Origin of the sequence: Kingella kingae (genome assembly GCF_900475905.1) — a bacterium.
GTDB lineage: Bacteria > Pseudomonadota > Gammaproteobacteria > Burkholderiales > Neisseriaceae > Kingella > Kingella kingae.
Genome location: NZ_LS483426.1, coordinates 1,440,382 through 1,459,744, shown reverse-complemented (window position 1 = coordinate 1,459,744; position 19,363 = coordinate 1,440,382). Strand labels below are relative to the sequence as shown.

Here is a 19,363-nt window from a genome sequence, read left to right as displayed (position 1 = left end):
GTGCAGGCTGCTTTTTAATCAGGACATGGCGTTGCGCCGCCATACTCACGCTAGTCTCGTGGCAAATTCAACATCTCGCTGGCATGGTTCAAAGTCGTATCGGTAATTTTTTCGCCGCCCAGCATACGTGCAATTTCTTGCACGCGCGATTCGTTGTCCAGTACGCGAATTTCGCTAATCGTCTGTTCGCCATCGCTGCGTTTTGCCACTTGCCAATGATGCTCGCCATACGCTGCCACTTGCGGCAAATGCGTAATCGCCAGCACTTGATGCTGTTGCCCCAAAGTTCGCAAAGCACGCCCAACCGTTTCGGCAACGCCACCGCCAATGCCCGTATCCACTTCATCAAAAATCAAAGTCGGAACGTGCGTATATTGGCTGGTAACCACTTGAATAGACAAACTAATCCGCGCTAATTCGCCACCCGATGCCACTTTGTTGAGCGGACGCAGCAGCGAGCCTTTGTTTGCCGCCACTTGATATTGCATCTGCTCCAAACCGTGCGCCGCAGGGCTGGCTGGCAACAGTTCTATGTGAAATTTCGCGCCTTTCATTGCCAGTTGTTGCATGTGTTCGGTGGTTTCTTGCGCCAATTTTTGCGCGGCTTTGTGGCGTTTTTCCGACAATTTTTGCGCGTGTTCCATGTAGCTGTTTTCGGTTTGGCTAACCAATTTTTGCAAGGCTTCCAAATCGGCAGACGCTTCCAAATCGTGCAGGCTGCTTTCAATTTCTGCCCATTTTTGCGGTAAATGTTCAGGCTCAACGCGGTATTTTCGCGCCATCGACATCAATTCTTGAATGCGCTGTTCTTTGGCGGCAAGTTCGTTGGGATTGATTTCCACGCTGTCAATTAAGTTGCCCATTAAATGATTAATTTCACTCAATTCCACTTCAATGCTTGCCAGCATTTCCAAACTTTCGGCAAAGCGCGGTTCAATATTGCCGAGCTTGTCCAAAGTCTTTTGACAACGGCGCGTTAAGGCTCGCAAGCCATTGTCGCCGCTCACCATGTCTTGCACGTCATAAGCAGCCTGCAATAAATCATCGGCATTGGACAAGCTGTCATACGCTTGATTGAGCGTTTCCCATTCGCCTGTTTGCAGATTTAATTGTGCTAATTCATTGACTTGCCATTCTAAACGTTCGCGTTCAATCGCCAAGTTTTCCGATTGCGTTTGCGCGTTCAATAGCGATTGTTTGGCGTGTTGCCATGTTTGATAGTCGCTTTTGGTTTGTTCTACCAAATCCAAGCAGCCTGCAAATGCGTCCAATAATTGTCGTTGCGCGGCTTCGTGATTGAGCGAATGATGGGCGTTTTGACCATGTATATCAATCAGTTGTGAGCCAATTTGTTTTAACTGCACCAGTGTGGCTGCTTGGTTGTTGATAAAACTGCGGCTTTTGCCTTTGGCATCAATAATGCGGCGAATCGATAGCTCGGTGCTGTCTGCGTCCAGCAAGCCTTGTTCGCGCAATTCTTGTTGCAGCGCGGGCAAATCGGACACGTCAAACAAGGCGGATAGCTGCGCTTCTTTTGCGCCTTGTCGCACTTGGCTGTAATCGGCTTTGTCGCCCAGCAGCAGGGATAACGCGTCTAGCGTGATGGATTTGCCTGCACCCGTTTCGCCTGTCAAAACGGTAAAACCGTTCTGAAAGTCCAAATTTAATTGTTCTACAATCACAAAATCACGCAAAGAAAGAGTTAATAGCATGGCGGTTGGTTCGTGTGAAAAAGAAAGTATTATAAAGCAGCCTGCATTTTATGTTTACCAAAAGTGCAGGCTGCTTTTGCTGTTTAACGCACAAAAAAACGCCCACACAAAAATGTGCAGGCGTTTGCGTTTGGGTTTACCAAGGGTTTATTGGTAGTGGTTTGTGTTAGTCCTCTTGCGCACCCAGTTGCAAATAGTTTTGTAAACCGATTTTCTCGATTTGCTCCAACTGCGTTTCCAGCCAGTCGATGCGTTCTTCGTTCACATCTTTTTGTTTTTCCAACAGCTGACGCGATACATAATCTTGTTGCTCTTCGCAGGTTTGAATCGCTTCAACTAACGCAGTGTGTTTTTCTTGTTCTTTTGCCAAATCGCAACGAATGATTTCTTCAGGCGTTTCGCCAATCAACAATTTGCCCAATTCTTGCAGATTGGGTAAACCTTCCAACAACAACACGCGCTCAATAATCGCATCGGCTTGTTTCATTTCCACGATAGAGCTTTTGTAGAAATGTTCGCCCAATTCTTCAAAACCCCAGTTTTTCAGAATGCGAGCGTGCAGGAAGTATTGGTTAATCGTAACCAACAACAAGCCCAAGTTTTTGTTTAATTGACGAATAACTTGACGATCGCCTTGCATAACACGCTCCTATTAAATTTGACTTTGCAGATAATTTTGTTCGCCCAAAATTTTGATTAAGCGAAGTTGTTGTTCCAACCAGTGTGCGTGGTCTTCTTCGGTGTCTTTCAACTGATTAACCAGCAATTCGCGCGTAACGTAATCTTGTTGCTCTTCGCACAATTTCACGCCTTTTTTCAGGTTTTCGCGCACTTCCAATTCGGTATCCAAATCAAATTGCAGCATTTCCAAAATATCTTTGCCTACTTTAACAGGCGCAGACACCATGTTTGGCGTGCCACCCAGCATCAAAATGCGGCGAATAAAACCTTCTGCATGAGCCGTTTCGTCTTCCATTTCGTGACCAATGCGGTCGAACAATTTGGTGTAGCCCCATTCAGAGTACATGCGTGAGTGGATAAAATATTGGTCGCGCGCTGCCAATTCGTTTGACAGCAAAAAGTTCATGTAATCGATAACTTCTTTATTGCCTTGCATGATGTTTCCTTTCAAAAAATGTAGTGATTTGCAATGGGGGCAGATTGTAGCAGCGGTTTTTTGGTTTGGCAAAAAGTTGTTTAAAATACAAACAATTATCAAATTTAACCATTGCTATAATCAATGATGAAATGCGTTATCAATAAAGAAAAATATTTAAAAATAAAAACTTAATTTGATAGTGATTGTTATTTTTGCTTGCAGGCTGCTTTTTATTTACCAATCTTTACATTTTGTATTGGATTTGCATGCCGTCATTATCTATTTTGCACAATCGCGAAAGTAGGCTACAATCCGCTATCGTTTGTAACGCCAATAAAAAGGTACACTTTATGCTAACTGGTAGCCTTGTTGCTTTGATTACGCCCATGAATGCAGATGGCAGCGTGAATTATGAGCAGCTGAATACTTTGATTGAATGGCACATTGCCAATGGAACGGACGCGATTGTCGCAGTCGGCACAACAGGCGAATCCGCCACTTTATCGGTTAATGAACATTTGGCTGTGGTGGAAGCGACTGTTAAACAAGTCAATAAACGCATTCCTGTGATTGCTGGCACGGGGGCGAACAATACGCGCGAAGCTATTGAGTTGTCTAAATCGGCAGAAAAATTGGGCGCAGATTACACGCTATCGGTTGTGCCGTATTACAACAAGCCATCGCAAGAAGGCATTTATCAGCACTTTAAAGCGATTGCCAAAGCGACTTCTATCCCCATGATTATCTATAATGTGCCAGGTCGCACCGTTGTGAACATGAGCAACGAAACCATTTTGCGATTGGCGCAAATCCCCAATATTGTTGGCGTAAAAGAAGCCAGCGGCGGTGTAGCGCGTGCTTTGTCTTTGTTTAAAGATGCACCAAAAGATTTTGCCATTTATTCGGGCGATGACCCAACGGGCTTGCCATTTTTGTTATGCGGTGGACACGGCGTAATCACTGTTGCGGCAAACGTTGCACCCAAAGCATTCGCGCAAATGTGTCGCCATGCCATCAATGGCGAAATTGCCGCCGCCAAAGCCTTGAACGAACAGCTTATCCCTATTTACGATGTGATGTTCTGTGAACCTAGTCCTGCCGCTGCAAAATGGGCGTTAGAAAAATTAGGCTTATGTGACGCACACGTTCGCTTACCTATTTTGCCATTGAGCGAAGCAGGACAAGAAAAAGTGCAGGCTGCTTTAAAAGCATCGGCAATCGTTTAATCAATCTATTTAACATTAAGGAAGCAGTCGTAATGCAAAAAAAATATTTAGTTAGCCTGTTGGCAGTTTTGAGTTTGGCAGCTTGTTCTAGCAACAAAGAAACGCCGAAGTTGGATTATCAATCGCAAACCAACAAAATCGTGAGCTTGGAAGTACCGCCAGATTTGAACGACCCACGCAACGGCAATTTATATAACTTGCCAGCAGGTACGGTTGCCAATCCCAATGCTTTGAATGAAGCCACACCACGCCAAGCCGTATTGGCGCAAGCAAAAAATGTTCGTTTGGAACGCAGCGGCTCGCACCGTTGGTTAGTGGTTGATGAAAAAAATGCCAACGAAATGTGGCCGATTTTGCGCGCATTCTGGCAAGAAGCAGGTTTCACCATTTATTCGGAAGAGCCAAGCGCAGGTTTGATGGAAACCGATTGGGCAGAAAACCGCGCCAAATTGCCAAACCAAGGTTTGCGCCGTTTGTTTGAAGCCGTTGGCATGGGCGGTGTTTACACCACCAGTGAGCGCGATAAATTCCTGATTCGCATGGAGCGCAACAATCAAAATGGCTTGGATATTTTCTTCACGCACAAAGGCTTAGAAGAAGTTTACAATAGCAAAGATAAAGATGGTACGGTTTGGCAGCCGCGCGCCAACGACCCAAATTTAGAAGCAGCGTTCTTGGCACGATTTATGCAATACTTGGGCGCAGATGAAGCCACGATTCAAAGCCAAGTAGCCGCCAAAGCTGACCAAGCGCAAGGCACACAATTTGCGAAATTGGACAATGGCAGCTTGGTGGTATTTGGTGCAGCAGAACGCAACATCAACCGCATTGGTGCAGCATTAGACCGCGTGGGCTTGACCGTACAACAATTTGTTGCCGAACGCGGAATGTTCGTGGTTAAAGCCGCGCCAAGCGAAAGCGAAGCCTTGGCACAAGCCGCAGCAGACAACAAAAAATCGGGTTGGTTTAGCCGCTGGTTTGGTTCTGATGACAAAGCCGAAGCCGCACCTGCCAACGAAGCACCGCAATTATTCGTGGCATTGGAGCAAGTGGAAAACGGACAGCGTTTGCATTTGTTAGACCAATTTGGTAAACCTTACACAGGCGAAAATCGTGATAAATGGCTCAATAGCTTGTATCGTGAATTACACTAATTAAATCATCAAAAAATGCAGGCTGCTTTGAAATTCATCTCAAAGCAGCCTGCACTTTATTTTGTCAATTTAATTTATTTGGTTGATTTAAATCGCGCGGTCAAAATACAAATTGATTTGACTTTCTTGCGCCATAAAATCCACATAATCGCGCACAATGGCTGGATAGTCCACGTCGCGCACCATGCTCAAATTACGCAATAATGGGAAGATGATGATGTCTTCCAAGCTCAAATCTGTGCCATTTAAATAATGCGATGAGGGTGATAACAGCGTTGCCAGTTGCGCCAATTCTTGATTAGCACGCGCAATATAAGCATCGCTTTGCGCCAATAAATCGCTAAATTTGCCCACGTTGGCTTCTTTTTTTGTGACAAAATAATCAATCGCCGCTTGGGTGGCAAATTCGGGCAAGTTGAGCTGCACATCGCGCGGCATAATCAAGTGATTGCCGTATTTGCCAAAGCGGTCAAACCACGCTTGCACTTCGGGGCGAATAGTGACGTTTAGCGGTGCTTTGCCTGCGTATTGCTGCAAATAATGCACAATGTCTAGGCTTTCGCCCATGTGCGAGCCGTCGTCTTTTTGCAAAATCGGCACTTGTTTTGCGCCAATTAAGCTAATCGGCGTGGCTTCGTCATCGTTTAGCAAATATACCATTTCGACTGGCAAGCGATGCAAACCGACTGCCATTCTGGCGCGAACGGAATAAGGGCAATGGTCGTAAACATATAATTTCATTTCGGTTTCCTTTTTGGTTGGCTTTTAAAGCAGTTTGTGCGATTTATTTCGCAGGCACAACGCCCATGCGCTGTTTGAGCGAAGTTTGACGCTCGCCCAACAAGCTGGCGTAATACACCGCGTTAGTCATTACTTTTTTCACATAATCGCGTGTTTCGTTAAACGGAATCGTCTCGGCATAAATCGCGCCTTCCATTGCTGAACCTTGCCATTGGCGTGCGCGTCCAGGCCCTGCGTTGTAGCCAGCGGTTGCCAAAACATCGTTGTTTTTCAGGCTTCTGCGTGCATCTGCCATATACCATGTTCCCATGCGGATATTGCCTTCCGTGCTATACAGTTCGCTGCTGCTCATGCCGATTTTACGCGCGATTTCTTGTGCAGTGGCTGGCATCACTTGCATCAAACCTTGTGCGCCTACGCTGGATTGTGCGCCCATCACAAAACGGCTTTCTTGGCGGATTAAGCCATACACCCACGCTGCATCTACCCCATGTTGTTGGCTGTATCGCGTAACCAAATCGCGAAACGGCGTGATGTAGCGCAGTTGGTAATTAAGCAACTGGTCGGTGCGTTCCGCGCTGTTAATCGCCATTTCGTAAAATTGATGATTAAACGCGACTTGCGCTGCGGTCAGTAAAGTGGCTTCGTTCATGCCACGTGTGGCGTATCGCCATTCGTTTTGCGCTTGGCGACGCATTTTCCAGTTGTTTTGTTGTTTGCTGGTGTAATACAGGCTCAATGCACGATGAATCGAGCCATCTTGGTTGAGCTGATTCACTTGGTTGGCATCGGCAGCCACCACATTGTTTTGCGTGTTGATGCGTTGCCCCAATTCTTCGCTTGCCAAAACGGCGTAAAAATTGCGTCCACTTCGCGCCGCTTGTTGATACAGCGAAGCAGCCTGTGTTTGGTTGCCTGTCGCCGCCAAACTGCGTCCGCGCCAATAGAGCCAAGTTGGGTCGTTTTGCAATTTGGCTGGCATAGACGCGATAATCTGCGCCAATTCCGCCCAATTTTGCTGACGCAAAGCGGAGCGGGCAAACCATTCAAATTGTTCGGTGCTTAATTGATTGCGGTCGGCTTGGCGATAATATTGCAAGGCTTGGGCAAAATTTTGACGTTTTGCCTGCACCAAACCCAACACGCCCCACGCAAAGCCTACTTGTTCGCTGTTCAAAGTGGGCGCGATTTGCTGTAAACGTGCTGCCGCTGTTTCGGGCGATTTTTGCGCGGCTGGGCTAATCACGCTGCGTAAAGCCGTTTCTTGTGCGCCAAAGCCAGTTGCGCTGTTGAGTGGGCTACCCAAAGCCACTGCCAAATTGTTGGCGTGGGTGATTTGGTCGGCAGCAATCAAGCTGCGAACCCGTCGCCAAGCGCGACTAGGGTGCAGGCTGCTTGCTTTGTTTTGCAACATAATCGCGCAGCCAGCAGAAGTTTTGCCTGTTTCTTCCAAAGCAGCCTGCACAAAATCGGCTTGATTTTCGATGCCAAAAGCATGAGCGTAGCAACGCACTTCTTGGTCTCTGCCATCGGCAGGCAGCAGCGCGTATTGTTGTTGGAACAATGCCACTTGATTGCGTTGCCCTAAACTTTTTAGCCACGCATTGCGGACTTTTTCGCCCATATCGCTTTGGCTTTGCGTTGCCAAAAATTGCGATGCAGCCGTGTCGTTTCCATTGTTAACCGCAGCTAGCGTGCTTTCCAAGCGTGCGAAATCGGCGATGATTTTATCGGGCGTTTCTTTGGTTCGTTGATAAGTCTGCACGCCCATTGGCGCGACTGGGGTTTGCGTTGGCAACAAAGGTGCAGGCTGCTTGGACGTTTGCTGCGTAGAACAAGCAGCTAAAATCGCGACTGCCACACCGCTTATGCCGTGTAGCCCGATACGAAATGCGTTCATATAAAATTCCATCATTATTGTGTTTAAGTATTAGGGGGTTACAGCGTTTTTTTGTTGTAACAAATATTGTGAAAACGCCATTAAATCATCAAAAATTTGCGTGCCTTGTGGCAAGTTGGCTTGTTCCGTTTCTAGCGTTTTGCTGCCTTTGCCTGTTTTAACCAAAATAGGCTTGCCGCCCACCGCTGCAATCGCTTGTAAATCGCGCAAACTGTCGCCCACCAAATAAGTGTCGCCAGCTTGGGCATTGAAGCGCGTGATAATGTCTAAAATCATGCCTGATTTGGGTTTGCGGCAATCGCATTTGCTGTCGGCGGCGTGGGGGCAAAACCATACGCCGCTGATTTCGCCACCTGCTTGGCGGATGAGTTTGTGCATTTTGGTGTGCATTTCGTTGAGGGTTTGCACGGTAAAATAACCACGTGCAATGCCCGATTGATTGGTCGCCACCGCAATCGTATAGCCAGCTTGGGTCAAAAACGCAATTGCGTCCATGCTGCCTGCAATGGGCAACCATTCATCGGGCGATTTAATAAACTGGTCGCTATCGTGGTTAATCACGCCGTCTCGGTCTAGGATAATTAGTTTCATGTTGATTTATTCCACAGGGCGCAGGCTGCTTTTCCAGCGCAAAAACGCTTGCTGAAAAACCGCATTGAGCTGTTGTTGCAGTGCAGGCTGCCACGTTACTTGATACAAATCGGCTTCGTTTTGCAAATCCAGTTCGGCAAAATAATCCGCCATAAATTGCCCGTAGCCTTCGTCTTCATCTTCATAATAAAACTGGGTAAAACGATTGCCCAGCGCATTAAAACACGTTTCGTCCAAGCCGCCGTTGAGCTGCTGCAACACAAAATCCGCGCCCGATATCAAACCAGCCTGCACATCGGCAAAATGGGGCAGGGCAGCCGCCGAATTGCTGTGTAAGTTTTGTGAAATCGCCCACGCAAAATAATAACCCATGTGCTGTGCAGCTTGCTCGGGCGTGATGTGTGGCGCGTCTTCGGTGTGAAAGGAAATGTGGTCGTACATTATTTAAATCCCAAATAATTCATGGCGATGTGTTTACACCAGCCTTTGATGCTGCGAATGATAATGCTGGACAACTTGGGTTGCAAAAAATTGGCTTTTTCTACCCGAATGGTGCTGATCAACTGTTCCAAATCTTCCAGCACAAAAGTAGGGCGAGCGTGCAGCACTTTTACACCGCAATGTTGCTCAAAATATAGCCAATCATCGGCTGGGACGCATGGTTTTTGCGTGATGTTGAGCAGCTTTTCCGCGCCTTTTTTAGTAATCACATAAGCCACTGCGCCACAGCCATATTGTTCCCAAGGCGTGCCAAATTGAATCGTTTGTTCGGGCAGTTGCAATGTTGCACGTTTTTTAATTGGAATACGGCGATGATAATACGGCAATTGATGTTCCAGCGTTTTTACATAACCCAAAATCAAAATATCAAAATCATATTGAGCAGCAATTTTGCGTAGATTTTCGGGCAACAACAAAGCTTTTGGTGATTGCAAAAAACGGGCATCGTCTTCCAAAATAAACGCATAATCTAGCTGTTTATTTATCATTTCTTGATAAATTTGATGATGACTCAAAGCACACCCCAGCTCGCCCTTGCTTAACCAACGCTGTTTTTTGGGCTTTTTATGTTTTGGCAGAACGCTTAAATGTTCAATATCCGTTTGCGTGGCTTGGCGCATATCCACCGCATCAAAAAATGCGGCATTGAGTTGATAACGCTCGGCTTGCGCTTTCATGTGCGCTCGGCGTTGGGTTTCGCTGGCTAGGGAGATGATATAGGTAGAAATCATGGTTTAAGCATTTCTAAAATAGACTGCACATTTTGGCTGATTTGCTCTGCGCTAAAATCTGCTGCACGTTGCGTTGCTTTTTGTTGATATTGAGCAAGCTGTTCGGCATCATTTAATAAAGAGATAACTGTTTCTTGAAACATTTGCTGATTGTGCATAGGAATCAATTTGCCATACTCGCTTTGTTTACCCAATATATCTGCCACGCCAGTTGGACAATTCATTGCCACAACAGGCGTTCCACAAGCCATACTTTCCAGCAAAACCGTTGGCAAACCTTCGCGCGTGGAAGTGTGCAAAAATAAAGTTGCCGCTTTAAAAAAAGGATAAGGATTATCTAAATTGCCTAAAAGCAAGCAATCTTGGCTTAAATTTAAGCTATCAATTTTATGTTGTAATTCATTTTTCAAACTACCGTCGCCTGCAATGTACAGTTTGTGCTGAATAGAATGATTGCTTTTTAATGCAGCATAAATATCAATTAATTCAAACAAGTTTTTAACAGATTCAAGTCTTGCAGCTTGAAAAAGGAAAGGTTGTTGCAACAACGCTTGATGCGTGTTTGAAACAGGCAACGCTGCTTGTTTTTGAATGTTGTCCAGCGCAATCGGATTGTGCAAACAAAACAATTTATGTTCAGGCAAGTCAATATTTTCTTGAATTTGCTGACGCATCGCATCGCAAATCGCAACAACACCCGTATGCTGAGAAAAAATAGCAGTAAATCGTCGCTTTTGTTTATTTGACAAAATGGGTTCCTTGGATAAAGCCAAATGTACCCAACGCAAAGTTGGTGGAAAATGCGGTTGCAAGAATTTTGGCATACGCATTATATCGTCCAAACAATCACTAAAATCAATGACTAAATTGTAATTGACAACACGCGAAGCCAAATAATCGCGATAGTTTTTTTGCTCAATAATGCGTTGCCATTCATAAGCGATTCTATTGGCTAAATTATCTTTGCGATGCTGCTTTTTCCACTCTTTTGCAGCAGTTTGTTGAGCATTGGCAAAATAATCTATTTTGATGTGCTGGGGGATTTGTTCCAGCAGCGCACATTGATTATTAAAGTCATATTTTAAGGATAAATCAACTTGATGCCCAAGTTGAGTAAAAATATGCAGATAATCAATCAATACGCGCTCAATGCCGCCTGTTATTAGCCATTTGTGTAAGATTAAAATTTTCATTTTCGGGATATTGCGGTTGGAATTATAAATTCCAGAAATTGAAATTTAATTGCTATGAAAGGCTACCTGCAAACAAGTAGCCTTTTGTGAAAAATTATTTTTCAGTGTTATAAATTTTTTCCCAGAAAGCACGAGAAGTTAATTCATCTTTTTTACTTAAATAATCTGCTTTTGCTGTATCAAATTTTTCATCAATCAAACGTAATGCAGCAAAATAATCTTTATAAGCCTGAATTAAACGTTGCCTATCAAACGTTGCGACATAGCCTGTGCGTGTTGCTTCGTGTTCGTAATAAACTTGTCTATAACGATAAATATCAGTCAAATTTGCACCGAAATGTTTAGGTTGAAAAATAATCCCTTTTTTCATAAAACGTTCAGGTAGCAACAAATAATTTAATGTTAATTGACGAATAATACGACGTAATTCGTGTTTTCTCTTTTTAACAGGAGTTGGGTATCTTAATTTAGGGTAATCTATGCGATTGATAGGTTGCATTTTTTCATCTTGTGGTAGCTGTGCTAGTTTTGCACGAGCATGACTGGCTGTCATATCATGAACAAAAGTCTGTGTTCCTGCTAAAAAATCTTCTAATGCTAATTTAAATGCAGCAGCTGATGAATAATTATATGAATATACACATCCCCAATATAAATGAGAGAACCATTTTTTAAGTATGGATTTATTGTAATTTTTTGTATTAAATACGGAGTTTAAAACTGCGTCAGCTCTAAACGTTAGATAACGTGTCCACAAACCTTCTTTAATAAAGAAATCTTCAGCCCAAACACCTATGCCGTTCATAGAGCAAATATTAAATTTATTTGATAAACTAAAACAAATATCATCACCGCGTACAAAAAATGGGAATGCATACTTTTCTACATCTGTGAGTTTAAAAGCACAGAACCACCATGCAGCATAATTTGCTGTATCACAATCTAATTCTGATGTTAATAAATCATAAACGCTTTGCATATTTTTACCGTGATGCAAAGGAATGCCGAATTGAGTAAATTGCGCTGATTTTTCATGCAAAATGGATGGTGCAGCTTCACGTAATTGCGCCCCAGAAACTGCAAATTTCTCTGTTGTTGCATACTGCAACAGCGCATAAGCACGACGAATGCTTTCAATTTCACAAGACGCATCATCGTCCATAAATAAGCAGTGCGTATAGCTTTTTTCATCTTCCAAATACATCAAACCACGAGTAAAACCACCAGAGCCACCCAAGTTTTGATTTGGAATAACAATCGCGTGTTTGGCTTCTTCTTGTGTGATGTTTTGTGAGTTATCTACAACAATCAGACTAATTTTATCTTTGTAATAAGGGTCTTGCAGCAAATCATTAGATACGCGGTCAATCGCAGGTAAAACGTAATGTTTACGGTTGAAGTGCGTAATCACAATGCCTAATTTTACAGGATTCTGCGGTTCTAAATCAGTGTGATAAAAACCACGGTTTACATAAGCATTATCTGTTAATGAAATCAATTCAAAAAACAGCATGCCTTCTGTGTGGTCGTTCAAATCTGCGAAATCAATGTCCGTGCCTGATTCATTTAATTGAATGGTTAATTCATTTAAATGTTTCATGTCTTCGTGCAACTTGTGGCGGCGGATTTTGATTAAAAACTCGCCATGACCGAATAAACGCAATTTAATTTGGCGGATATTGGTTTGGTTTTTCCAAGTTTGAATGGTAAACGAGTTGAAAAAGGTATCAAAAACGCAACCAGCTCCTTTTTGTAGGAAACGGATTTCTCTTTCATTTCGGAATGCTTGCGTACCACCCCAATAACGAACGTATAAATCATCGGGGGCTTGAATGTCTAGATTTGGGAAAACGAGATTTTGGATAATATTCATGATTGTTTAATATTTTGAAATGATAAATATTTCAGACAGCCTTTTGCAGGCTGCCTGAAATGCTGAAAAATTAAGAAAAATAAAACGGTTTAATTTCCTGCTTATTGGCAATATCTGCCAACACGCCTTGCGCTGTTTTAAGTGCTTCCGCAATGGTTACGTCCATATCCAAGTAGCGATAAGTACCTAAACGTCCTACAAAGCTTACGCCTTTTGCTTGGTTGGCAACAGTTTCATATTGCGATAACAAGGCTTGGTCTTCTGCTAATCGGATTGGGTAGTAAGGAATATCGCCATCTTCGCAAGTTCGGCTGTATTCTTTGTAGCACAAGGTTTTTTCGTGCTGTTCCCAAGGCGAGAAGTGTTTGTGTTCGGTAATGCGTGTGAACGGCACAGTTTCATCGCAATAGTTAATTACAGCATTACCTTGGAAATCGCCTTCATCGCGGAATGTTTCAAAATCCAATGTGCGATAACCTAATTTTCCGAATTGGTGTTTGAACCACAAATCCAATGGTGCAGACCAGAAAACATGGTCGTATTCAGATTGCATATCTTCGCTGTATGGCGTGTTCAATTTTACGGTAATGTTTTCGTGATTCAAAATATTGTCCACGATTTCGGTATAGCCATTTTTGGGCATACCTTGGAATTTGTGAGCAAAATAGTTGTCATCATAATTAAAACGCACTGGCAAGCGTTTCAAAATGCTAGCAGGCAATTTGGTTGGCGATACGCCCCATTGTTTGGCGGTATAACCTTTGAAGAAGGCTTGATACAGGTCTTTGCCAACAAATTTCATGGCTTGTTCTTCAAAAGTTTGCGGTTCGGCAATGGTTTGGTCAGATTGCTCGGTAATCCATGCTTTGGCTTCTTTTGGCGAGAATGTTTTGCCGTAGAATTGGTTAATCGTGTGTAGATTAACTGGTAATGAATATACCTGACCTCCGCTTACTGCTTTAACGCGGTTGGTATAAGGCATAAATTCGCCAAATTGCTGCAAATAATTCCATACAGTTTCGTTATCGGTGTGGAAAATGTGTGGTCCGTAGATATGAACCATTACACCTGTTTCGGCATCGCGTTCGGTGTGGCAGTTGCCTGCGGTGTGGGCGCGTTGGTCAATGATGGTTACTTTATGCCCTGCTTGAGCCAATTCTCTTGCGATAACAGCGCAGGAAAAACCTGCTCCGACACATAAAAAATTCATGTTTTTATTCCTAGTTATGTTTGTACCCGCTGAACAGGCACATGTTTTATTTTGTATTTATTTTGATTGTGTACAATCCATGCGGTAAATAATCGTTCTGCTAAAAAGCCGAAAACTCTTTGGTTATAGCTATCGTATTGGGAACAGTCAATTTTCTTTTCTGCTTCAAACAAAATATCAAATAGCCATTCGCAATAATCATTGATTATTTCTTTTTTACCGATAAACATATTATAAGGGTAAAGAATGCAATTTTGTTCAACTTTTGCAATAGTGAGGGAATATTGTGGTGCTTTTTCTTCTACGATTTGTTTGACGATATGCCAATCTTGAATATGATGATTTTGATTATAATTATCATAAAGCGAAGTGTCTAAATCAACACCAGCTGGGACGATTAAATCTGCTTGAGAGTTTTGCCATAGTTGCTGAATCTCATCGGAAGTGAGTATGGTATGGCGAGAGGTTTGTTGCTTCGGAACGAGTCCTAATAAATAAGCGAGTTGATTGATTCTTCTTTGAACTATGTTTCGCTTTTTTGCAAAATATCTACGGTAATGCACCAAGCCTATCACAGGAGTATGGACATTTTTCCATAAGAAATATAGTGCGGTTAATTCACAAAAATAGGGGTTTTTATCGGCTATATTATCTAATTGATTTTCGCGTAAATAGCCTAGATTTTCTGGCTGATTACCTAATTGCAATGGCACGAATACATGACCTTCTGGTCGCTGAAATGATTTATGTGTTGCAATAAAAACCGCTATTTCTGTTGGAATTTCGCTTAATTGGAACATTGATTAACTTCCAAAATATTGATAAATTTAGTTTTATTATTCTATCAAATTGCAGGCTGCTTTTCACGAAGCAGCCTGCAATTTTTATATTTATTCAGACAACAACGCAATATCCGCCACTGCATTCATCAAACTTGCCAATAAATTCAACAAATTCAAACGGTTTTGTTTTACAGCCGCGTCTTCCGCCATCACCATCACGCCATCAAAAAACGCATCAACCTGCGGTTTAATCGCCGCCAATTCGGTTAAGGCAGCCTGAAAATCGCCACGTTTTGCCGCGTCCGCCACTTTGGGCTGTAAATCTTGCGCCGCCGCAAACAAGGCTTTTTCTTCGTCTTGCGCGAACAAGCTCGCGTTCACATCGCCTAATTGCGCGTCCGCTTTTTTCAGCAGATTTTGCACGCGCTTATTCGCTGCTGCCAACGCTGCCGACTCAGGTAATTGTTTAAATTGCTCAACGGCTTGCAATTTCGCCGCCAAATCATTCAAGCGGTCAGGGCGTTGCGCCAATACTGCCGCCACCACGTCTTGCGAATAATCATTTTGCAACAACACCGCCAAACGCGCTTGCATAAAATCAGCGATTTCCGCAACTGTTTTCGCTTTGTCCGCCAACACATTCGCAGGGAATTGGTCAGCAACCGTATTCAGCAAATCATTGATAGACAAAGGATAATTCATCAACATACGCAACACGCCCAACGCCGCACGGCGCAACGCATACGGATCTTTGTCGCCAGTCGGAATCAAGCCAATGCCCCAAATGCCCACCAAAGTTTCCAATTTATCCGCCAATGCCACCGCCGTGCCAATCGCATTTTCAGGCAGCGCGTCGCCAGCAAAACGCGGCTGATAGTGCTGCTCAATCGCCAACGCAATTTCAGGCTGCTCACCGTCCAACTGCGCGTAATATTTACCCATCGTGCCTTGCAATTCAGGAAATTCGCCCACCATTTCCGTAACCAAATCCGCTTTTGCCAAACGCGCTGCACGTTCTGCCGCCGCTTTGTCTGCGCCTAATGCGCTGGCGATGTGCGCCGCAATCGTTTGCAAACGCTCAACGCGCTCGGCTTGCGAACCAATTTTATTGTGATAAACCACGCTCGCCAATTTCGGCAAACGGCTTTCCAAAGTCGCTTTTTGGTCTTGCTTGTAGAAAAATTCCGCGTCCGACAAACGCGCGCGCAACACGCGCTCATTGCCGTGAATAATGTGGCTCGGGTCGGCAGCCTGCAAGTTGGACACCAACAAAAAGCGGTTCATCAACTTGCCTTGCGCGTCCAACAATGGGAAATATTTTTGATTTTGCTGCATGGTTAAAATCAGGCATTCTTGCGGCACAGCCAAGAAATGCGCTTCAAAACCAGCCTGCAAAACAACAGGATATTCCACCAACGCCGTTACTTCGTCCAACAAACTTTCATCAGCCGCCACAGTCGCTTTCAGGCTGCCTGCTTGTTCGTTTAAAGCTGCCTGAATCGCGTTTTTGCGTTCTGCGAAATTGGCGATGACCTTTCCTTGTTCGGCTAATTGTTTTGCATAATCATCGGCTTGCGCGAATACGATTTCGCCTTGCGACAAGAAACGATGTCCCAACGTAAAATTGCGGCTGGCCAAGCCCAACACGTTCACAGGCAACACGTCCGCGCCGTGCATCGCCACCAAACCATGCACAGGGCGCACAAACGTATGCGTGCTGCTACCCCAACGCATCACTTTTGGGATTGGCAATTTTTTCACGGCAGCATTGACGATTTCGCCCAATAAATCGGCAAGTGTTTGACCTGTTTGGGTAAATTCGTGCGCGTAAATATCTTGTTTGCCGTCATTTATCACTTTCAGGCTGCCGACTTCCACGCCACACGAACGCGCAAAACCTGCAATCGCTTTTTCATTCGCGCTCACGGCAGGACCTTTTTTGACAACGTGTTGGTCGGCTTGCACGGCTTTGACATTCGCCACTTGCACCGCCAAACGGCGCGGTGAAGCATATGGCGTGAATTGGGTTTCGCCGTCAATCAGTTGCGCTTTTCCCAAGCCTTCTACGATGGATTGGGCGAAGTGGTTGCCAAGATTGTTTAGGGCTTTTGGGGGGAGTTCTTCGGTTAATAATTCAATTAATAAAGTGTGTTGAGACATGATGGCTTTCGGTTCAAATCAATAGGGTTTAAATGTGCAGTATTTTACTTGATTTTGCGCGTGTAGGGGTAATCTGTTTTACAATGTCGGCTTTTTATCTGCATGACCAGCATGAATCCAACTGCGCAAACTTTGCCTACCATTCAACAAGCCAACAAGATTATTCTGTCGCCTATGGCTGGCATTACCGACCGCCCCACGCGGCAACTGGCGCGACAATTTGGCGCAAATTGGACGGTGAGCGAAATGTTGAGCAGCGACCCGACTTTGCAAAACACGCAAAAATCGCGCAATAGACGCAATCACGATGGCGAACAAGGCGTGATTGTGGTGCAAATTGCAGGCAGCGACCCCACGCAACTTGCCGATGCGGCGCGATTGAATGCAGAACACGGCGCACAAGTCATTGACATTAACATGGGTTGCCCTGCGAAAAAAGTCTGCAATGTGTTGGCTGGTAGTGCCTTGTTGCAAAACGAAAAATTGGTAGAGCAGATTTTGCACGCTGTGGTGCAGGCTGCTTCTGTGCCTGTTACGCTCAAAACGCGCTTGGGTTGGGACGATGAACACAAAAATATCCTAACCATTGCCAAAATGGCGGAGCAGGCTGGCATTGTTGCGCTGGCGATTCACGGACGCACGCGCACGCAAATGTACAAAGGGCAGGCGCAATACGATTTGATTGCCGAAGTCAAACAAACGATTTCGCTGCCTGTGTGGGCAAATGGCGACATCGATAGCCCACAAAAAGCGCGACAGGTGTTGCAGCAAACGGGCGCAGACGGTATTTTGATTGGGCGAGCCGCGCAAGGTCAGCCGTGGTTGTTTGCCGATGTGGCGCACTTTTTGCAGCATGGCACGTTGCCCAATGCGCTGACTATGCAAGCAGCCTGCACCACTATTTTGGCGCACGTTCAATCGTTGCATGAATTTTATGGTGAACTGGCTGGCACGCGGATTGCGCGTAAACACATTGGTTGGTATTTGGCGCGATTGGACGGCGGCGAGGCGTGTCGTCAGCACATCAATCGTTTGGACGATGCCCGCGCGCAGTATGATTATTTGGCGCGATTTTTGGAGCAGCAATGCGAAACGCAATCGCATTGGCGTAGGGATTATGAATGAATAAATGAAAAAGCAGCCTGCACTTTTGGTTTGATTCAAAGTGCAGGCTGCTTTTTATATTTATATTGTTTTATTTAACTTCGTGTTCGTGTTCATGTGCCATATCTGCGGCTGCTGTAAACAACACATCGGTTGATGAATTGAGCGCGGTTTCGCAAGAATCTTGAATCACACCAATAATATAGCCAACTGCCACCACTTGCATGGCGATGTCGTTTGGGATATTGAACAAGCTGCACGCCAATGGAATCAGCAACAACGAACCACCTGCCACGCCCGAAGCACCACACGCGCTCACGGTTGCAACCAAGCTCAACAACAACGCAGTCAAAAAGTCCACTTGAATGCCTTGTGTGTGCGCGGCGGCAAGTGCCAGCACGGTAATCGTAATCGCTGCACCTGCCATGTTAATGGTCGCACCCAATGGAATCGACACGGAATAGGTGTCTTCGTGCAAATTCAAGCGTTTAGCCAAATTCATGTTCACAGGAATGTTGGCGGCAGACGAGCGTGTAAAGAATGCTGGAATACCACTTTCTCGCAAGCACAACAATACCAATGGATAGGGGTTTTTCTTGATTTTCCAGAACACAATCAATGGGTTCATCACAAAAGCGACAAAGAACATACAGCCAACCAAAACCAGCAATAATTGTCCGTATTCTTTAATCATTTGACCGAAGCCTGTGGTAGCAGTTGTAACTGTTACCAAGCCAAACACGCCCAACGGTGCAAGGCGGATAATCCAGCGCACAATGGCAGACACGGCATGTGATAAATCGTCAAACAGTTGATGTGTGGCGGACGAAGCGTTGCGTAAGGCAAAGCCCAGCACAATCGCCCACGACAAAATGCCGATGTAGTTGGCGTTGGTCAGCGCGTGAAATGGGTTGGCAACCAAGTTCATCAACAAAGTTTTCATTACTTCGGCGATGCCTTGTGGCGGTTTAACATCTACCGTGCTGCTGTCCACCAAAGTCAAAGTGCTGGGGAATGCCAAGCTGGCAAGCACGGCAACCAAAGCTGCACCAAACGTGCCGAGCATATACAAAAACAAAATTGGGCGCATATTGGTTTTGCTTTTGCCGTCGTGTCGAGCAATGGCGGAAGTAACCAAAATAAACACCAAAAACGGTGCAACGCCTTTGAGCGCACCAACAAATAAGCTACCCAAAATGCCGATAAAGCCGACTACGTTGCTCATAAACGCCGATTCGCCTGTGCTGTGGGCGATTTGCCCGATAATGCTACCTACCACCAAGCCGATGACAATTTGCCAGAGCAATTTGTTGTTGCTGGCGTTTTCTGTTGGATTGTTTGACATACGATGTCCTTCCAGTTAAATCTTGTGAATATAAGGCAGCG

Annotated in this window: 17 protein-coding genes; 3 read left to right on the top strand and 14 right to left on the bottom strand. The window is 44.8% G+C overall.

Annotated elements, in window-relative coordinates:
• Positions 1-50: 50 nt before the first annotated feature.
• From recN to bfr (DQN52_RS07790), 3 genes are all read right to left on the bottom strand, one after another.
• The gene (gene recN, locus DQN52_RS07800) at positions 51-1,712 is read right to left on the bottom strand and encodes a DNA repair protein RecN (protein ID WP_003786844.1); all 1,662 of its coding nucleotides are present in this window, start codon (positions 1,710-1,712) and stop codon (positions 51-53) included.
• Positions 1,713-1,878: 166 nt separating this feature from the next.
• The gene (gene bfr, locus DQN52_RS07795) at positions 1,879-2,352 is read right to left on the bottom strand and encodes a bacterioferritin (RefSeq protein WP_003786848.1); all 474 of its coding nucleotides are present in this window, start codon (positions 2,350-2,352) and stop codon (positions 1,879-1,881) included.
• A 12-nt stretch (positions 2,353-2,364) separates the two neighbouring features.
• Complete coding sequence (gene bfr / locus DQN52_RS07790) at positions 2,365-2,829, bottom strand: bacterioferritin (RefSeq protein ID WP_003786850.1); 465 nt, start codon at positions 2,827-2,829, stop codon at positions 2,365-2,367.
• A 332-nt stretch (positions 2,830-3,161) separates the two neighbouring features.
• Here bfr (DQN52_RS07790) and dapA point away from each other — a divergent pair, with 332 nt between their 5' ends.
• Both dapA and bamC read left to right on the top strand, forming a co-directional pair.
• On the top strand, positions 3,162-4,037 hold the full coding sequence (gene dapA / locus DQN52_RS07785; protein ID WP_032827713.1) for a 4-hydroxy-tetrahydrodipicolinate synthase: 876 nt from the start codon (positions 3,162-3,164) through the stop codon (positions 4,035-4,037).
• A gap of 32 nt (positions 4,038-4,069) precedes the next feature.
• Positions 4,070-5,191, top strand: coding sequence for an outer membrane protein assembly factor BamC (gene bamC, locus DQN52_RS07780; RefSeq protein WP_003786857.1), 1,122 nt, complete (start codon positions 4,070-4,072; stop codon positions 5,189-5,191).
• An 87-nt stretch (positions 5,192-5,278) separates the two neighbouring features.
• On the opposite strand, the gene grxB is transcribed toward bamC, so the two are convergent.
• From grxB to glyS, 10 genes are all read right to left on the bottom strand, one after another.
• Complete coding sequence (gene grxB, locus DQN52_RS07775) at positions 5,279-5,932, bottom strand: glutaredoxin 2 (RefSeq protein ID WP_003786858.1); 654 nt, start codon at positions 5,930-5,932, stop codon at positions 5,279-5,281.
• A gap of 43 nt (positions 5,933-5,975) precedes the next feature.
• Positions 5,976-7,832 (bottom strand): lytic transglycosylase domain-containing protein, encoded by a 1,857-nt coding sequence (locus DQN52_RS07770; RefSeq protein WP_032827714.1) that lies wholly within the window; start codon positions 7,830-7,832, stop codon positions 5,976-5,978.
• A 30-nt stretch (positions 7,833-7,862) separates the two neighbouring features.
• Positions 7,863-8,423: a D-glycero-beta-D-manno-heptose 1,7-bisphosphate 7-phosphatase gene (gene gmhB, locus DQN52_RS07765; RefSeq protein ID WP_003786861.1), complete on the bottom strand. Its 561-nt coding sequence runs from the start codon at positions 8,421-8,423 to the stop codon at positions 7,863-7,865.
• A gap of 6 nt (positions 8,424-8,429) precedes the next feature.
• On the bottom strand, positions 8,430-8,864 hold the full coding sequence (locus DQN52_RS07760; RefSeq protein ID WP_003786863.1) for a DUF7832 domain-containing protein: 435 nt from the start codon (positions 8,862-8,864) through the stop codon (positions 8,430-8,432).
• A complete protein-coding gene (locus DQN52_RS07755; RefSeq protein WP_003786865.1) occupies positions 8,864-9,655 on the bottom strand; it encodes a glycosyltransferase family 25 protein in 792 nt (263 codons plus the stop codon). Before DQN52_RS07755 ends, DQN52_RS07760 begins: the two co-directional genes overlap by 1 nt.
• Positions 9,652-10,848 (bottom strand): glycosyltransferase, encoded by a 1,197-nt coding sequence (locus DQN52_RS07750; protein ID WP_003786866.1) that lies wholly within the window; start codon positions 10,846-10,848, stop codon positions 9,652-9,654. Before DQN52_RS07750 ends, DQN52_RS07755 begins: the two co-directional genes overlap by 4 nt.
• Positions 10,849-10,942: 94 nt before the next feature.
• The gene (locus DQN52_RS07745) at positions 10,943-12,721 is read right to left on the bottom strand and encodes a glycosyltransferase (RefSeq protein WP_003786867.1); all 1,779 of its coding nucleotides are present in this window, start codon (positions 12,719-12,721) and stop codon (positions 10,943-10,945) included.
• A 70-nt stretch (positions 12,722-12,791) separates the two neighbouring features.
• Positions 12,792-13,931 (bottom strand): UDP-galactopyranose mutase, encoded by a 1,140-nt coding sequence (gene glf / locus DQN52_RS07740; RefSeq protein WP_003786870.1) that lies wholly within the window; start codon positions 13,929-13,931, stop codon positions 12,792-12,794.
• 14 nt (positions 13,932-13,945) lie between these two features.
• Entirely contained in the window at positions 13,946-14,731 is a 786-nt protein-coding gene (locus DQN52_RS07735; RefSeq protein ID WP_003786872.1) for a DUF4422 domain-containing protein, read from the bottom strand.
• Between the two features lie 90 nt (positions 14,732-14,821).
• A complete protein-coding gene (gene glyS, locus DQN52_RS07730) occupies positions 14,822-16,873 on the bottom strand; it encodes a glycine--tRNA ligase subunit beta (protein WP_003786874.1) in 2,052 nt (683 codons plus the stop codon).
• 102 nt (positions 16,874-16,975) lie between these two features.
• Between glyS and dusB the strand changes: the two genes are divergently transcribed.
• Entirely contained in the window at positions 16,976-17,998 is a 1,023-nt protein-coding gene (gene dusB, locus DQN52_RS07725) for a tRNA dihydrouridine synthase DusB (RefSeq protein ID WP_003786877.1), read from the top strand.
• 70 nt (positions 17,999-18,068) lie between these two features.
• Here the strand turns inward: dusB and sstT are convergent, their stop codons facing one another.
• Entirely contained in the window at positions 18,069-19,322 is a 1,254-nt protein-coding gene (sstT, locus tag DQN52_RS07720; protein WP_003786878.1) for a serine/threonine transporter SstT, read from the bottom strand.
• Positions 19,323-19,363 lie beyond the last annotated feature (41 nt).

Excerpts from the sequence above, each read along its gene's own strand:
- recN (WP_003786844.1), bottom strand. The coding sequence starts at position 1,712 with ATGCTATTAACTCTTTCTTTGCGTGATTTTGTGATTGTAGAACAATTA.
- bfr (WP_003786848.1), bottom strand. The coding sequence starts at position 2,352 with ATGCAAGGCGATCGTCAAGTTATTCGTCAATTAAACAAAAACTTGGGC.
- bfr (WP_003786850.1), bottom strand. The coding sequence starts at position 2,829 with ATGCAAGGCAATAAAGAAGTTATCGATTACATGAACTTTTTGCTGTCA.
- dapA (WP_032827713.1), top strand. The coding sequence starts at position 3,162 with ATGCTAACTGGTAGCCTTGTTGCTTTGATTACGCCCATGAATGCAGAT.
- bamC (WP_003786857.1), top strand. The coding sequence starts at position 4,070 with ATGCAAAAAAAATATTTAGTTAGCCTGTTGGCAGTTTTGAGTTTGGCA.
- grxB (WP_003786858.1), bottom strand. The coding sequence starts at position 5,932 with ATGAAATTATATGTTTACGACCATTGCCCTTATTCCGTTCGCGCCAGA.
- DQN52_RS07770 (WP_032827714.1), bottom strand. The coding sequence starts at position 7,832 with ATGAACGCATTTCGTATCGGGCTACACGGCATAAGCGGTGTGGCAGTC.
- gmhB (WP_003786861.1), bottom strand. The coding sequence starts at position 8,423 with ATGAAACTAATTATCCTAGACCGAGACGGCGTGATTAACCACGATAGC.
- DQN52_RS07760 (WP_003786863.1), bottom strand. The coding sequence starts at position 8,864 with ATGTACGACCACATTTCCTTTCACACCGAAGACGCGCCACACATCACG.
- DQN52_RS07755 (WP_003786865.1), bottom strand. The coding sequence starts at position 9,655 with ATGATTTCTACCTATATCATCTCCCTAGCCAGCGAAACCCAACGCCGA.
- DQN52_RS07750 (WP_003786866.1), bottom strand. The coding sequence starts at position 10,848 with ATGAAAATTTTAATCTTACACAAATGGCTAATAACAGGCGGCATTGAG.
- DQN52_RS07745 (WP_003786867.1), bottom strand. The coding sequence starts at position 12,721 with ATGAATATTATCCAAAATCTCGTTTTCCCAAATCTAGACATTCAAGCC.
- glf (WP_003786870.1), bottom strand. The coding sequence starts at position 13,931 with ATGAATTTTTTATGTGTCGGAGCAGGTTTTTCCTGCGCTGTTATCGCA.
- DQN52_RS07735 (WP_003786872.1), bottom strand. The coding sequence starts at position 14,731 with ATGTTCCAATTAAGCGAAATTCCAACAGAAATAGCGGTTTTTATTGCA.
- glyS (WP_003786874.1), bottom strand. The coding sequence starts at position 16,873 with ATGTCTCAACACACTTTATTAATTGAATTATTAACCGAAGAACTCCCC.
- dusB (WP_003786877.1), top strand. The coding sequence starts at position 16,976 with ATGACCAGCATGAATCCAACTGCGCAAACTTTGCCTACCATTCAACAA.
- sstT (WP_003786878.1), bottom strand. The coding sequence starts at position 19,322 with ATGTCAAACAATCCAACAGAAAACGCCAGCAACAACAAATTGCTCTGG.